Annotated in this window: 16 protein-coding genes and 1 riboswitch; of the genes, 14 read left to right on the top strand and 2 right to left on the bottom strand. The window is 29.2% G+C overall.

Features of this window, described 5'->3' with window-relative positions:
• The first annotated feature begins 5 nt into the window (after positions 1-5).
• From EIH23_RS09065 to EIH23_RS09005, 13 genes are all read left to right on the top strand, one after another.
• Complete coding sequence (locus EIH23_RS09065; protein ID WP_124097565.1) at positions 6-359, top strand: glycerol dehydratase reactivase beta/small subunit family protein; 354 nt, start codon at positions 6-8, stop codon at positions 357-359.
• Positions 360-389: 30 nt separating this feature from the next.
• Positions 390-1,028 carry a BMC domain-containing protein gene (locus EIH23_RS16750; protein ID WP_122639971.1) on the top strand — a complete coding sequence of 213 codons (639 nt, stop codon included), beginning with the start codon at positions 390-392 and terminating at the stop codon, positions 1,026-1,028.
• Between the two features lie 18 nt (positions 1,029-1,046).
• A complete protein-coding gene (gene pduA / locus EIH23_RS09055) occupies positions 1,047-1,325 on the top strand; it encodes a propanediol utilization microcompartment protein PduA (protein ID WP_122639970.1) in 279 nt (92 codons plus the stop codon).
• A 28-nt stretch (positions 1,326-1,353) separates the two neighbouring features.
• Positions 1,354-1,995 (top strand): phosphate propanoyltransferase, encoded by a 642-nt coding sequence (pduL, locus tag EIH23_RS09050; protein ID WP_195250974.1) that lies wholly within the window; start codon positions 1,354-1,356, stop codon positions 1,993-1,995.
• A 22-nt stretch (positions 1,996-2,017) separates the two neighbouring features.
• Entirely contained in the window at positions 2,018-2,839 is an 822-nt protein-coding gene (gene eutJ, locus EIH23_RS09045; RefSeq protein WP_122639969.1) for an ethanolamine utilization protein EutJ, read from the top strand.
• 14 nt (positions 2,840-2,853) lie between these two features.
• Positions 2,854-3,711 carry a flavoprotein gene (locus EIH23_RS09040; protein WP_122639968.1) on the top strand — a complete coding sequence of 286 codons (858 nt, stop codon included), beginning with the start codon at positions 2,854-2,856 and terminating at the stop codon, positions 3,709-3,711.
• A 13-nt stretch (positions 3,712-3,724) separates the two neighbouring features.
• A complete protein-coding gene (locus EIH23_RS09035; protein WP_122639967.1) occupies positions 3,725-3,994 on the top strand; it encodes a EutN/CcmL family microcompartment protein in 270 nt (89 codons plus the stop codon).
• Between the two features lie 13 nt (positions 3,995-4,007).
• Positions 4,008-4,988, top strand: coding sequence for a cob(I)yrinic acid a,c-diamide adenosyltransferase (locus EIH23_RS09030; protein ID WP_122639966.1), 981 nt, complete (start codon positions 4,008-4,010; stop codon positions 4,986-4,988).
• Between the two features lie 17 nt (positions 4,989-5,005).
• Positions 5,006-6,412, top strand: coding sequence for an aldehyde dehydrogenase family protein (locus EIH23_RS09025; RefSeq protein WP_122639965.1), 1,407 nt, complete (start codon positions 5,006-5,008; stop codon positions 6,410-6,412).
• A 13-nt stretch (positions 6,413-6,425) separates the two neighbouring features.
• The gene (locus EIH23_RS09020; RefSeq protein WP_122639964.1) at positions 6,426-7,757 is read left to right on the top strand and encodes an SLBB domain-containing protein; all 1,332 of its coding nucleotides are present in this window, start codon (positions 6,426-6,428) and stop codon (positions 7,755-7,757) included.
• A 1-nt stretch (position 7,758) separates the two neighbouring features.
• A complete protein-coding gene (locus EIH23_RS09015; protein ID WP_122639963.1) occupies positions 7,759-8,688 on the top strand; it encodes a hypothetical protein in 930 nt (309 codons plus the stop codon).
• Positions 8,689-8,716: 28 nt separating this feature from the next.
• On the top strand, positions 8,717-9,265 hold the full coding sequence (locus EIH23_RS09010) for a BMC domain-containing protein (RefSeq protein ID WP_122639962.1): 549 nt from the start codon (positions 8,717-8,719) through the stop codon (positions 9,263-9,265).
• Between the two features lie 136 nt (positions 9,266-9,401).
• Positions 9,402-10,421 carry a phosphotransferase gene (locus tag EIH23_RS09005; RefSeq protein WP_122639961.1) on the top strand — a complete coding sequence of 340 codons (1,020 nt, stop codon included), beginning with the start codon at positions 9,402-9,404 and terminating at the stop codon, positions 10,419-10,421.
• 34 nt (positions 10,422-10,455) lie between these two features.
• Here EIH23_RS09005 and aspD read toward each other — a convergent pair whose 3' ends face one another.
• Both aspD and EIH23_RS08995 read right to left on the bottom strand, forming a co-directional pair.
• Positions 10,456-12,096, bottom strand: a complete 1,641-nt coding sequence (gene aspD, locus EIH23_RS09000; RefSeq protein ID WP_330566207.1) for an aspartate 4-decarboxylase — start codon at positions 12,094-12,096, stop codon at positions 10,456-10,458.
• A 268-nt stretch (positions 12,097-12,364) separates the two neighbouring features.
• Positions 12,365-13,369, bottom strand: coding sequence for a lipoate--protein ligase (locus EIH23_RS08995; protein ID WP_122639959.1), 1,005 nt, complete (start codon positions 13,367-13,369; stop codon positions 12,365-12,367).
• Positions 13,370-13,646: 277 nt separating this feature from the next.
• Positions 13,647-13,822, top strand: a riboswitch (Lysine riboswitch).
• A 142-nt stretch (positions 13,823-13,964) separates the two neighbouring features.
• Here EIH23_RS08995 and EIH23_RS08990 point away from each other — a divergent pair.
• A complete protein-coding gene (locus tag EIH23_RS08990; RefSeq protein ID WP_122639958.1) occupies positions 13,965-15,686 on the top strand; it encodes a Na+/H+ antiporter NhaC family protein in 1,722 nt (573 codons plus the stop codon).
• The last annotated feature ends 57 nt before the right edge of the window (positions 15,687-15,743 follow it).

Below are 15,743 nucleotides of genomic sequence, written 5' to 3'. Positions count from 1 at the left end.
TGAGAATGGAGAGTATGTTGAATAATAAACCTGTTATAAAGGTTTTTTTTGATAAAAATACAGTTAATGAGACTGAGATAAAAGAAGTATTGTGGGGAATAGAAGAAGAAGGTATACCATATGAGGTATCATCTGTAAATATTGAAAGTGCAATTAGTAGTGGATATGAAGCAAGTTTAGAATCATCTCTTGGGGTCGGAATTGGAATTGACGAGAAAATAATTGTACTTCATTATAATAAACTAGAAAAAGATTCCCCTCTTTTTACTATAAAAAGAAATAGTAGTTCTACTAAAATAAGATCTTTAGGTGCAAATGCAGCAAGATTAGTTATAAAAATGCCATTTAAAGAAATATAAGCTTTAGCTATTATCAAAGGAGGTATTTAAATGTCTCAACTAGCAATAGGTATGATAGAGACAGTAGGGCTTGCTGCTGGAATAGAAGCTGCTGATGTTTGTGTAAAGTCAGCAAATGTTTCATTAATTGGTTATGAATTGACTAAAGGAAATGGAATGACTGTAGTAAAAATTGAAGGCAATGTAGGTGCTGTAAAAGCAGCTATAGAAGCAGCTACTGTGGCAGCAAATAAAGTTAGTAAGGTATTTAGCACAAAGGTTATACCTCGACCAAGTGAAGGTATAGACTTTTTAATGAGAAACTCAGATACTATTGGATATTTAAAAGAGAATACACTAAGTGATAAGAGTAAAGAGGAGTGCAACAATATAATTGAAAATAATGATTTAAATGAAGAAACTTCAGAAAAAATTAATGAAATACAAGAAGAAACAGATATATCTGAATATGAAGATACTTCACAAGAAGATATAAAAGATATTATTGATACTAATGAAGAAATTAATAATTTAGAAATGCAAACAGATGATAGTGAAAATATTGAAGAAGAACTTTCTTCAAATAATGGTGAAGAATATACATGTAACTTATGCAAAGATCCAAAATGTCCACGACAAAAAGGAGACTTGAAAACAAATTGTATTCACTATGAAGATCATAATAAATAAAATTAGGAGGTTTTTACAATGGGAGAAGCGTTGGGATTAATAGAAACAAAAGGATTAGTAGGAGCAATAGAAGCAGCTGATGCAATGACAAAATCTGCTAATGTTATGTTAATAGGATATGAAAAAATAGGTTCAGGACTTGTAACAGTAATGGTAAGAGGTGATGTAGGAGCGGTTAAGGCATCGGTTGATGCAGGTGCAGTTGCTGCAGAAAAAGTTGGGGAATTAGTATCTAAACATGTAATACCAAGACCACATACAGATGTTGAAAAAATATTACCAAAAACTGAAGCATAAAATAATTTAAGTTAGTAAGGTGATTAAAATGGATATATCTCAAGATATTTTAGTAAAGTTAATAACAGAAAAGGTTATTGAAAAGTTAAATGAGAGTAAAGAAGTTTTAATCCCTATAGGTATATCTAATAGACATATACATTTATGTAGAGAAGATTTAAACCATCTTTTTGGAAAAGGATATGAGTTAACTAAAATAAAAGACTTAAAGCAACCTGGTCAATTTGCATCTAATGAAGTTGTAACAATTAAAGGTCCTAAAGGTGAGATTAAAAATGTTAGAATTTTAGGGCCTTTAAGAGATGAAACTCAGGTTGAAATTTCCATATCAGATGGTTTTAAATTAGGAGTAAAACCTCCTATTAAGGAATCTGGTAAATTAGATAATACTCCAGGGATAACTATAATAGGACCAAAAGGAAGTATAGAATTGAAAAAAGGAACAATAGCAGCATTAAGGCATATACATATGACTCCTAAAATTGCTAATCAATTAAATATAAAAGATAAAGATGAAGTAAGAGTAGAGATTAAAGGGATTAGGAGTGCTGTACTTGGAAATGTACTTGTAAGAGTTTCTGATAAATATGACCTTGAAATGCATTTAGATGTGGATGAAGCCAATGCTTGCTATGTTAAAAATGGGGATTTAGTAAAAATAGTAGAATAATAAGCAGAAAATAGGTGATATATTGGATTTAACAAATTGTAATAAGTTAATTGAAGAATTTTCAAATCTTATAGTAAATAAAAAATGTAACTCTTATGAAGGGGAATTAAAAGTAGGTGTTGACTTAGGTACAGCAAATATTGTTTTATCAGTTGTTGATTCTAATAATAGACCGATAGCTGGTGCAATGTATCCATCTAGCGTTGTAAAAGATGGAATAGTTGTAGATTATATAGGAGCAACAAGGGTAGTTAGAAATTTAAAAAATCAAGTTGAAGAGATTTTAGGAGTTCAACTTACAAAAGCTGCTACAGCAATACCCCCAGGAATAACTGAAGGAAATACAAAGGTAATTGCTAATGTAGTTGAATCAGCAGATTTAGAGGTTATAAACGTTATAGATGAGCCAACTGCGGCATCTACTGTACTTGGAATAAGGGATGGGGCTGTAGTTGATGTAGGTGGAGGAACAACAGGAATTAGTATTATAAAAGATGGTAAGGTTGTATTTACTGCAGATGAAGCAACTGGTGGGACTCATATGACTTTAGTATTAGCGGGATTTATGAAAAAATCATTTGAAGAAGCAGAAGAAATAAAAAAAGATAAATCAAATGAAAGAGATGTATTTACAATAGTTAAGCCTGTAATCGAAAAAATGGCATCTATAGTAAATAAATTTATACAAGGATATGATGTTGATACTATATATGTTGTAGGTGGAGCTTGTTGTTTTGATGATTTTGAAAAAATATTTAAAAAGGAAACTAAGGTTGATACTATAAAACCTATAGAGCCTCTTTTAGTAACACCTTTAGGAATAGCTATGAATTGTAATTTATAGAAGGTGATAATAAATTGAATCAAAAAAATCAGATGGAAAGCATAATAATTGAGTCAATAATTGATATAATTGTAGATAAAGTAATAGAAAAAATTATTGACAAGAGTAAAAGAGGAATACTTTTATTTACAGGTGCAACTATAGGTTACAATGAAGCGATAGAGTCTATAAGTAAGTTAAAAATGGAAGGTTGGGAATTTGATGTAGTTATGTCAAAGTCAGCAACAGAAGTGCTTAGTGAAGAGGATATAAAAAAATCCATAGATGTAGAAAAGATAATAAATGATAATAAGTATGATATTAAAGAATTGTTGCAGAGAAATAGTATAGTAATAGTACCTACATTAACTATAAATTCAGCTGCAAAAATAGCTAATTGTATTAGTGATACACTTGTTACTAATATAATATCAAAGGCTCTAATGTTAGGAAAACCTGTAGTGGCATCTATAAATGGATGTTGTCCGGAAAATGAAGAAAGAAAAATTATATACGGAGATAATTTAAGTGATCTTTATAAGAAAAAATTAAGTGAAAATTTAGAGGCATTAAGAAATTACAATATAAGATTATCTTCTTCAGAGAATTTATACAATAATGTAAATAAGATGCTTTTAAAAAGCTTTAATTTATATAAAACAAATAAAAATAATGCATTAAATAAAACTAATATATCAAATGCAACTAGCAAATATATACCTAAATCTAAAGAAAAATTATGTTTTGCAAAGTTAGATAAAAAAGTATTAAGTAGAAAAGATATTTGGGATAATAAAAAATTTAATACAATTTTTATAAACCAAAATACATTGATAACAGATTTAGCAAGGGATGAAGCAGAAAAACTGAATATAAAATTACTTAGAGAATAAGGAGCAATATAATATGTATTTAGGTAAAGTAGTTGGAACTGTTGTATCAACAACTAAAAATGAAGCACTAATAGGATTTAAACTTTTAGTAATAAAAAAGTTAGATGAACACTTAGATGTAACTAATACTAGTGAAGTTGTAGTAGATTCAGTTGGAGCAGGTGTTGGTGAAATAGTTTTAGTTTCTAAAGGAAGTTCAGCTAGATATATACTTGAAAGAGAAAAGGCACCAATAGATTCAGCTGTAGTAGCTATTGTAGATACAGTAGAAGTAAATGGTTAAGGAGTGAAAGTCATTGGCTAACTTATATACCAAAACAGGCGATAAAGGAGAAACTAGTTTATACGGTGGTAAAAGGGTAAAAAAAAGTAGTGCAAAAGTTGATTGTTATGGAACTATAGATGAAGCTAATTCTATGTTAGGTTTGGCTTATTCTCAACTGAAGGATGAAAATATAAAGTTATATGTTAACTCTATACAAAAAAGATTATTTAGTGTTGGAGCAGAATTAGCAAGTGATGAAAATGGGTTAGATATGCTACAAGGAAAAATAAGTGAAAAAGATGTATCTTTTTTAGAGGATATTGTTGATGAATGTACTAAAGTTGTAGGAAAACAAACGTCATTTGTTGTCCCAGGAAAAAATCCTGCATCAGCTTCCCTTCATGTAGCTAGGACTATTATTAGAAGAGCAGAAAGAAAAATAATATCTTTAAAGGATGAAGAGCCAGTAAGGGATGCTTTACTTAAGTATGTAAATAGATTATCTGATGCTATTTATGCCCTTGCTAGAGTTGAGGAATATAATTCTGAAGTTGAAGTTATTAAAAATAAGGTTGTAAAAAAGTTAAAATCTAAATTTTCTAAAGACTTTAATCTTGCTAATATAAAGAAAATGGCAGAATTTGCTGAAAAGAAGGCTATAGAAATAAATGTACCTATGGTTTTTTCAGCAGTAGATGAAGGTGGGAATATAATACTTGTTCATAGAATGGAAAATTCATTATTAGCAAGTTTAGATATATCACAAAATAAAGCGTATACAGCTCTTTCTTTAAAGATGCCAACATCAGATTTAACTGATTTAGCCAAAGAAAGTGGAAGCCTTTATGGAATTCAAAGTAGTAATGACAATAGAATTGTAATCTTTGGAGGTGGTTTTCCTATAGAGGTTAATGGCAAGATAGTGGGTGCTATCGGGGTAAGTGGAGGTACTGTAGAAGAAGACATGGAAATAGCTCAATATGCAATAAACTCATTAATGAATTCATTATAGAGACAGGGGGTAATTAAATGGATATAAGTAGTTTAGACATAGAAACAGTTGTAAAAAAAGTAATAGAAGGTATGGATATAAAGAAAACAGAAGAATGCTCTGAGTGTATAGATGGTATATTTGAAAATATGGACGATGCAGTAGATGCTGCATATATAGCACAAAGAGAATATATGAAGTGTAGTATGGCTGATAGAGATAAGTTTGTAAAAGCCATAAAGGAAGAATTTTCAAAAGATGAAGTTATTGACCTTATATCTAGAATGTCTGTTGAAGAAACAGGGATGGGTGAATATGAATATAAGGTTATAAAAAATAGATTAGTTATAGAAAAAACACCAGGAATAGAAGACTTAAAAAGTGAAGCTATATCAGGAGATGATGGGCTTACTTTAGTAGAACTATCACCTTTTGGTGTAATAGGGGCAATTGCTCCAACTACAAATCCAACAGAAACACTTCTTTGCAATAGTATAGGAATGCTTGCTGCAGGAAACTCAGTAGTATTTAGTCCTCATCCAAGAGCAAAAAATGTATCTAAACTTACTATTCAAATGATAAATAAAGCGCTTAGAAAAGCTGGTGCACCAGAAAATTTAGTAGTATCAGTTAAGGAGCCTTCTATAGAAAATACTAATAAAATGATAAGTAACAATAAAGTTAAATTACTAGTAGCTACGGGTGGACCTGGAATTGTAAAATTAGTTTTATCTTCTGGGAAAAAAGCTATAGGAGCAGGGGCCGGAAACCCACCTGCAGTTGTAGATGAAACTGCCGATATAGAGAAAGCTGCCAAAGATATAATAGATGGTTGTAGTTTTGATAATAACTTACCATGTATAGCTGAAAAAGAAGTTATAGCAGTAGACTCTATTGCGGATTATTTAATATTTAATATGAATAAAAATGGTGCTTATCAAATAAAAGATAAAGAAGTTATAGATAAGCTTGTAAAACTAGTTTTAAATGATAAGTTAAAGATAAAAACAGAATTTGTTGGTAAAAGTGCAAAATATATACTTAATAAGTTAGGAATAAAAGTTGATTATAATGTTAAAGCCATAATAATGGAAACTGATAGAAATCATCCATTTGTTCAAGAAGAGTTAATGATGCCAATATTACCAATTGTAAGGGTTAATGATGTAGATGAAGCTATAGATCTTGCAGTAGAAGTAGAGCATGGAAATAGACACACAGCTATAATGCATTCTAAAAATGTTGATAAATTAACTAAAATGGCAAAACTTATTCAAACAACTATATTTGTTAAAAATGGGCCATCATATGCAGGTATAGGTGTAGGTGGAGAAGGACATACAACATTTACAATAGCTGGACCAACAGGAGAAGGATTAACATCAGCTAAAACATTTACAAGAAAAAGAAGATGCGTACTTGTAGAAGGATTTAATGTTAGATAAAGAGGTGGGTTAATTGGATAAAGATTTGTGCAGTCTAGTAAAAGATGCAGGGATAGTTGGTGCAGGTGGAGCTGGATTTCCAACTCACGTAAAATTAAATGCTAAAGCAGAGTATGTAATTGTAAATGGAGCAGAATGTGAACCTCTTTTAAGAGTTGATCAACAGCTAATGGATGTAGAGTGTAGAAAAATTTTAGAAGGACTAAAACTTGTAAAAGAGCAAGTGAGAGCAAAGTATGGAGTTATAGCTTTGAAAGAAAAATATAAAAAAGCGATTAATTCATTAGAAGGTATAATAGGAGAATATGAAGGAATAAAAATTCATAAATTACAAAATTTTTATCCTGCTGGTGATGAACAAATTATAGTGTATGAAGTAACAAAAAGAATTATTCCCGAAGGTGGAATACCTCTAAATGTTGGAGCTATAGTTTCTAATGTAGAAACTATAGCAAATATATATGACGCATACTATAATAACTTGCCTGTAACTGAAAAATATGTAACTGTAACAGGTGAGGTGAGATATCCTAAAACACTTAGATTACCAATTGGTTTAAGTATAGGTGAAGCAATTGAGTTAGCAGGAGGAACCGATTTAACCGATTTTGTAGTAATTAATGGTGGTCCTATGATGGGAAAAATAACAGATGTAAAAAGTCCTATAACAAAAACAACTAAAGGTCTTATAGTGCTCCCAAAAGACCATTCATTGATTAAATCACTTACTAAAGATGTAAATACAATGTTAAAAGAAGCTAAGTCTGCATGTATGCACTGTAGTCATTGTAGTGAAGTATGTCCAAGAAATTTACTTGGACATAGAATATATCCGGACAAAATGATGAGGCTATCTAGTTATAATAGTGTATGTGATGATAAAATTACTCCTATAAATGCATTCTTATGTTGTGAATGTAGGTTATGCGAGTATGCATGTGTTATGGATTTACAACCTTGGAAATTACATAATTCCATAAAAAAAATGCTATCTTTTAATGGTATAAAAAATACTTGTAAAAACCAACCAGAAAAAGTTCATCCATTTAGGTCATATAAAAAATATCCGGTGAATAAATTAATTTATAAGTTAGGATTAAATTCATATAATGTTGAAGCACCTTTAACAAAAGAAGAAATAAATGTAACATCAGTATCAATTCCTTTAAGTCAACATATTGGAGCACCAGCTGTTCCGAAAGTACAAATTGGCGACAAGGTTCATAAAGGGGATTTAATAGCATATGTCGAAGAAGATAAATTAGGAAGTAATATTCACTCAAGCGTTGATGGAGTTATAAGCGATATTAGAAATAATATAATTATAATTAGTGGAGGGATGTAATATGAGTATTTTATCAATACTTGCGGCATTTGGTGGAGGCGCTTTTGGAGCAGCTGTAGGTGGATTACCTGCATTTATTATGACTGGTGTTGTGGCAATTGTAGGAACTGCTATAGCTTTAGGAACTGGTGTGGATGTAATAACAGGTAATGTAGCTTTTGGTCCATTCTTTGGCCCACATGTAGCTTTTGCTGGAGGTGTTGCAGCAGCAGCTTATGCAGCTAGAAAAAATAATACTTTAGCTGGAGGAAATTTAGGTGGAGGAGATGTAGCAGTTGCTTCACCTCAAGGAATAACTAATGGATCTGATATACTTTATTCTTTAAATGGAACAGGAGACTGGTCAGTTTTAGCAGTAGGTGGACTATTTGGGATATTAGGATTATTAATAAATTTTTTATATTCAAGTGTACTTTCACTTCCTACTGATACAGTAGCAATGACTGTTGCAACTTGTGGTTTGATATCTAGATTTGCAATAGGTAAATCAGGCTTAACTGGTAAATATGAAGGTAGTGAACCTAGACAACACTTTGCTAAAGGAAAAGAATTAGTCTATAACATAATGATAGGATTAGTAGTTGGTTTAGCTGTATGCTATACAGGAGCAATACTTCATGAAGAGGTTGGAATATCTATGGAAGTATTACAAGGATCATATCCAGCGTTTGTATTTGCAATAAGTGCAATAACATTAATTTTTGCTCAGACTGGATTTACTTCACCTACAACACATCATATAAGTATAACATCAGGTTACGCTTATGTATGGTCTGGAAGTCTAGTGATAGGAATAATAACTGCTATAGTTGCATCTTTACTAGGAGATTTCTTTGTTAAAAATGTAAATAGTAATGTTGATAGTCACGTTGACCCACCTGCATGTACTATATGTATATTATCTTTTATAATATTTATGGCATTTAAATAATTAGAAACAAAGAAGAGGGGGGATACCATTGAAGAAAGCAATAGGTCTTGTTGAAATAAAAAGTATTCCTATTGGTATTGAAACAGCAGATGAAATGCTAAAAGCTGCTAATGTGGAATTAATTATGGCTAATCCTATATGTCCAGGAAAATATATGATATTGATTACTGGAGATGTAGGAGCAGTAAAAAGTTCTGTAGAAACAGGAAAAAAGGTTGCTGGTATATTTTTAGTTGAATATCATGTAATAAACAATATACATGAAGATGTATTAGTAGCATTAACTGGGTTTACAGATATAGAAAGTATAAAATCTATTGGTGCAATAGAAACAATATCGGCATTAACTGCTATAAAAGCTGGTGATATTGCTGTAAAAGCATCAAATGTAAAATTGATAGAAGTAAGAATTGCTAAAGGTCTTGGAGGAAAAGGTTTCTTGATATTAACAGGTGAGGTATCAGCTGTTAAATCAGCAGTTAAGTCTTGTTTAAATGAATTAGGAGAATCAGGATCTATAATAAGTACTTCTGTAGTATCTTCACCTCATAGAAGCTTGATAGAGAAGCTTAGATAGAGATGAATGCTTTTATTAATTAGTAAAATTAGGGCTTATAAATAGATTTAATTAAATCTATTTATAAGCCTTTCTTAATTAATATTTAAAAATTTTAATAAAGAAAAGTGTATAAACTTACATAAGGAGAAGTAGTATGGGGGTATATAAAGCAAACTCATTAAAGGATCTTCTAAGTAAAAATGTATTAAGTAAAACTATAGATAATATTGATAATATGGAGATATATGCTATAAACACGAGTGGATTATCTGGATCTAAGATGTATAAATTAATAATAACATCTAAAGAAAAAGAAAAAGTATTATATCTAAAAGTAAATAATTTAAAAGAGGATTGGCTAGCAAAAGTAAGTAATGATAAGGGTAGAGAGCTTACAATATTTGAGGAGAGTATTTTTATTAAAATTGAAGAATTTATAAAAGATGTATATATTGCGTATTATAAAAATGATAGTTATTATGCAATATTAATGAATGATATGTCTGAATATATTGGAGCCGATAAAAATAGCGAAGATTATTATACATACTTAGATAATTTAGCTAAATTTCATTCAAAATTTAACGAATATGATATTATAAAATATAAGTCATTACTTAGCGTGGAAGAGTACTATGATTTTTTAACTGAAGAAAAGATCAGCGAAGAATTTAGAGAAAAAAATTCATATGGGTGGAGAAAAATAAGAGAACTTTTAGGTGAGAATCTATATATAGAGTACTGTGAATTAAACCATATAGATAATAAATTTTCATACTATCCTAAAACATTTTTACATGGAGACTATAGACCAGATAATGCTCTATATATGAGTAATAATGAAATCAGGTTTATAGATTGGGCTAATAGTGGATGTGGTCCTTGTACATTAGATTTATTTTGGTATTTGATAAGCTCAGTTGATTATAAATCAGATAAAATTGATCTTATATATTACTATAAAGAAAGGATAGAAAGTTATCAAGGATATAAATTCACACAAAAGACTTGGGATACACTACTAAAAGTAGGAATTATATGTACTTGTAGAATGTTTTTAGCTACTTTAATAAGCATGAATGATATAAATGATAAATTTGTATTATATAATATTGATTGGTGGATGGAAAACCTAAAAATAATACTTAAAAGTATATATACTGAGTTAAAATAAAAAATGTGGATACAAAAGTCATCCACATTTTTTATTAGTTTTGAGCGATAGCTACTTTGCTAGTTTCTTTCCATTGTTCTACATATGAATCTAAAATTTCTTTTATAGATTGTCCTATTTTATAATAAGCTGAACTTTCTAAGTTTGCTAAAGATACTCTTATTGACCAACTAGGTCCATTAAATCCATCACCACTTAATAAGATAATTGAATATTTATCAGCTAGTTTATATAAAACATCAAGTAAATCATAATTAGATTTTAAGAAATCAACTAATTCATCTCCATGATAAATTCTTGCCCAATTTTCTATATCAAACTGATAGTAGTAAGCTGCATCATTTTTATTTTCATTTAATTCTAATCCTAAACCTTTAAATAATAGTTTTTTACGACTATTACATATATCAATATTAAGTGATTTATAATCGTTATCAGTATCTATTAATGCAAATGCAGAGAAAAATGCCATTTGTACTTGTTGAGGTGTAGAAAGTCCTGCTGTATGATTCAAAGCAACTAGTCTACTATCAGCAACAATTCTATCCATAAAAGATATAGAATCTGGGTTTACATTCATATCTTTATATCTATTATTTACAGATCTTTTTAACTCTTCATTTAGTTCACTTATTTTTTTATCAAAAACATTGTTTTCATGTAAAGCCATTGTACCTAATCTCCAACCAGTAACACCGAAGTATTTAGAATAAGAATAAACTCCGAGTGTATTGTATGGAAGCATAGCCATTAAAGATGTGAATTCAGGCACAAAAGTACCATATACATCATCTGAGATTATCATTAAATCTTTATTATAATTTTTAACAACATTTATTATATTATTAAAAGTATTTTCATTCATAGCTATTGATGCTGGATTATTTGGATTTACAAGGAATAAAGCTTTTATAGAATTATCATTTAGCTTTTCTAATTCTTTTTTAGAATACTGCCAAGTATGTATCCCATTTTCATCGACTTCATCAGCATTTATATAAACTACATTAAACTTATATCTAGGTAGATGAGGTATTTCAAGATAAGGTGTAAATATAGGTGTCATAATAGCGATTGAATCACCTTTTCTTAAAAGTTCATTAGCCATTAATGAATCAAATATATAGCACATGGCAGCTGTTGCACCTTCTACAGCAAATATATTTAGCTTACCACCATTTTCAGTATCATACCTCATTTCTTGTACAAGATAATCATGAACTATTTTTTCTATATGAGGTAGCATTCTATCAGGAAATGGATAATTATCTCCTATTATTGCATCTGCTAGTTCATATACAAATTCATCACCATTAAAATTAAGCTTATTTATACCATAATCTATTATTTTTTTTAATAAAGATACTCCAGGCATGTTTTTATTTTGGGTCATATAATCATAAAAACGTTTAGAAATGCCTTCTTTTTTAGGCATTCCAGCTAAATCACCTAAGTCCCAAGTTAAGCGTGTTTCGTTAACTGCAAATTGTCCAAATGTAAAAAATGCTTCACGAGGAGTAGCGGCAGTCCAGTTAGGATTACCACGACCAGCATCTAGTACATTTACATTATTTTTAATAGCATTATTTTTAGCTAAATCCATTAATTTATCTTTAAACTCAAAAGGGCTTATTTTATCATAGATCATTTTTAATTCTTTATAAGAATACTTCAAAATTAATTCCTCCTAAAAGTACATATTAACTGTTTGCGTTACTATATAATTATATATATTTTTAGGAAAAAGTAAATGAAAAAAGTATTTTTCGTAAAACTATTAAAAAAGTATTGCTTTATTGATAATTATGTTTAAAAAATTAAGTTTAAATAGAATATGCATTATAAAAATATAGTTATTGATAAATGTGATTAAGTGAATATAAAGAATAAAAAGTATAAATTTAGACTGATAATATATCAGTCTAAATAAAAATTTATTAAATTTAATAAGCTTTAACTTCTTGTTTAGCACCTAATATACCAGCAATTAATATATCTGAATCTGCACCTAAAAAATAGTTATCGATATTTATATGAGAAAAAATATCTCTTAAGCTTTGCTCTTCATGTCGAACACCACATAAAAGAACTTCTAAAGTTGATATATCATCCTTTCCGAAAAAATCACCAAAAAACTTTATCCTTGTTATAAATCCTTTTTCAACTTCTAAGTTAAATTCTATATTACCACCAGGATATTTTAACTCATTTAAAAGAGAATATTTAGGCGAATTACCAAAATTCCATTCCCAAGTACTGTATTTTTCTTCTACTAAATTTTCTATTTTTTCAATATCATCTTTAGTTAAGTTATAGAACGTATTGTTAGAACTAATAGAATATATATAATTCATAAGCAAATTTTTAAATTCAAGAATATCTATATCTTCATTTAAGTGACTACTTATATTGGTTACACGAGATTTAACTGACTTTATTCCTTTTCCTTCAAACTTAATACTTTTTACTTTTAAAGCATCAGATAAGTCTGAAATTTGTGATGAGAATAAAAGTGTACCATGATGCATTACTTTATTTTTGTAGTTATACTGAGCATTACCAGAGAATTTCTTACCATCAATTAATAAATCATTTCTTCCAGAAAACTCTGCATTTAATCCTAATGTTTTTAGTAAATCTATTATTGGTTGTGTAAACTTTTTAAAGTCACTAAAAGAGTTTTTATTGCAGGAGATAAAGGTAAAGTTTATGTTGCCTAAATCGTGAAAAACAGCCCCACCTCCAGAAAGTCTTCTTACAACAGGGATTGAGTTATCCTTAACATAATCTATATTTATCTCAGATAATGTATTTTGATTTTTTCCAACGATTATAGAAGGTTTGTTTCGCCATAAAATAAATAAATCTTCATTAGTATTTTTTAATAGGTATTCTTCCATAGCTAAGTTGAAATAGGGATTTGTATTATCGTTATATATAAGTAACATATATATTCCTCCTAAAAATATTTATTATATACATTAAACTCATGACAATTTATATTCTATAAAAAAAAATTACATTCCTTTATTTTATTTAAATGAATTTATACAAAATTTATGTATAAAAATAATAATTATACATAAAAATACATAATCCTTCTTAATTAAATAGAAATACTTGTAAAATAATTGTATCAATAAAAATAAAATAAAAAATTTTCAGAAAAGTATTGCGTTATTATGAAAATTACCATATAATTTAAGATATAAAACAAGTGAATAGAAAAAGGGTAGAGGCGCAATATTTATCAGTAGTAATAATGAGTTAAGCACTGTGATTTATTACAAAAGGAAATATTGCCGAAGCATATAACTGATGCTTTAAGGTTATATAGCTGGGGGTATATATAAGATATATACCACTGTCACAAAATTATTTTGTGGTGAGCTACATTTAAGGAATTATTATATTTCTATGTATTATTGCATGTTAATAGAATTTTTAGCCTTGAGTGTAAACTCAAGGCTTTTTATAGTTGTATAGAAAAATGTATTACAAACCCTCATATATTCACTTAATAATTTTAAGGGGGAAAATATTATGAAAAGAAAAAGTTTAAAAATAGTTATTATAGTATTAACTATAATTATGATGTCATCAACTTTAGGATTTGCAGAAACTGATATAGGGCAGATAAATGCAAATAAATTTGGGATATGGACACTAATACCTCCATTAGTTGCAATAGTTTTAGCATTTATAACTAAAAATGTTGTTGTATCATTATTTATTGGAATTTTGTCAGGAAGTTTTATTTTAAATATAAGTGGTTCAAGTGTACACTTTGCATTAGTTAATGCTTTTTTAGATGTTGTAAACAGAGCAGTTGGGTCTTTAGCAGATCCGTGGAATGCAGGTATAATACTTCAAGTTTTAGCAATAGGGGGAGTGATTAATTTAGTTGCCAAAATGGGAGGAGCTAAAGCAATAGCTGAGGGCCTTTCAAGAAGAGCCAAAACTGCAAAAAGTACACAATTGATAACTTGGTTTGCAGGGCTTTTAGTATTCTTTGATGATTATGCAAATTCACTTATCATAGGACCTATGATGAGACCAGTAGCAGATAAAATGAAAATCTCAAGAGAAAGATTAGCATTTATAATAGATGCAACAGCAGCACCAATAGCAGGATTGGCTATAGTATCAACTTGGATAGGTCTTGAAGTTGGATTAATAGGAGATGCATTTAATGGAATAGGTATAAAAGCAGACGCTTTTGGTGTGTTTTTAAATACAATACCATATAGATTTTACAATATACTAATACTAGCGTTTATAGTGATAACAACTTTATTATTAAAAGATTTTGGTCCTATGAGAAAGGCAGAGATAAGAGCTAGACAAGGCAAAAGTTTAGATTCTGAGATTGCAATAGATTCTGTAAACGATCATTCAGATTTAGAACCAAAAGAAGGTGTTAAATTAAGTATATGGAATGCAATAATACCAATAGGAACATTGATAGTAGCCGCATTAATAGCATTTTACTATAGTGGATATAGTTCTATAATGAGTGGAGAAGATGCTAGTTTAATACAATTGCTTAGTGATTCACCATTATCATTTGTATCAATTAGAGAAGCATTTAGTGCATCAGATGCATCGGTTGCGTTATTCCAGTCTGCATTACTTGCAAGTATAGTAGCTATAGTAATGGCGGTATCTCAAAAAATATTTACAGTTTCAGAAGCTATAGAAGTTTGGGTAGATGGTATGAAAACATTAGTTATAACAGGTGTTATATTAATATGTGCTTGGTCATTAAGTTCAGTAATAAAGGAATTAGGAACAGCTAAATATTTAATTAAATTACTATCAGGTTCATTCCCACCATTCTTATTACCTAGTTTAATATTTGTATTAGGAGCTATAATATCATTTTCAACGGGTACAGCATATGGAACAATGGGAATACTTATGCCATTAGCAGTTCCACTAGCTAATTCTATAAATCCAGATATGTCATTTATAGTAGTTAGTACAAGTGCGGTATTAACAGGTGCTATATTTGGAGATCATTGTTCACCTATATCAGATACTACAATACTATCGTCAATGGGAGCAGGATGTAATCATATAGATCATGTAAGAACACAGATGCCTTACGCCTTATTTACGGCATTAATAACAGTAGTATTTGGATATATACCAGCTGGACTTGGTATACCAGTATACATAGTACTACCACTTGCAATAGTAGCGGTATTTATAGGTGTACAAATATTCGGAAGAAAAGTTGATATAGTTGAAGAATGTGTATAATATGATATAAAATAAAAATTCCACAATTGTGTAGTATTAAATAATAGCTACATAATT

Source organism: Romboutsia sp. Marseille-P6047 (genome assembly GCF_900604535.1).
In the GTDB taxonomy this organism is placed as follows: domain Bacteria; phylum Bacillota; class Clostridia; order Peptostreptococcales; family Peptostreptococcaceae; genus Romboutsia_E.
Note: the sequence above shows the minus strand (reverse complement) of the source record. Positions and strands in the feature narration are given on the sequence as shown.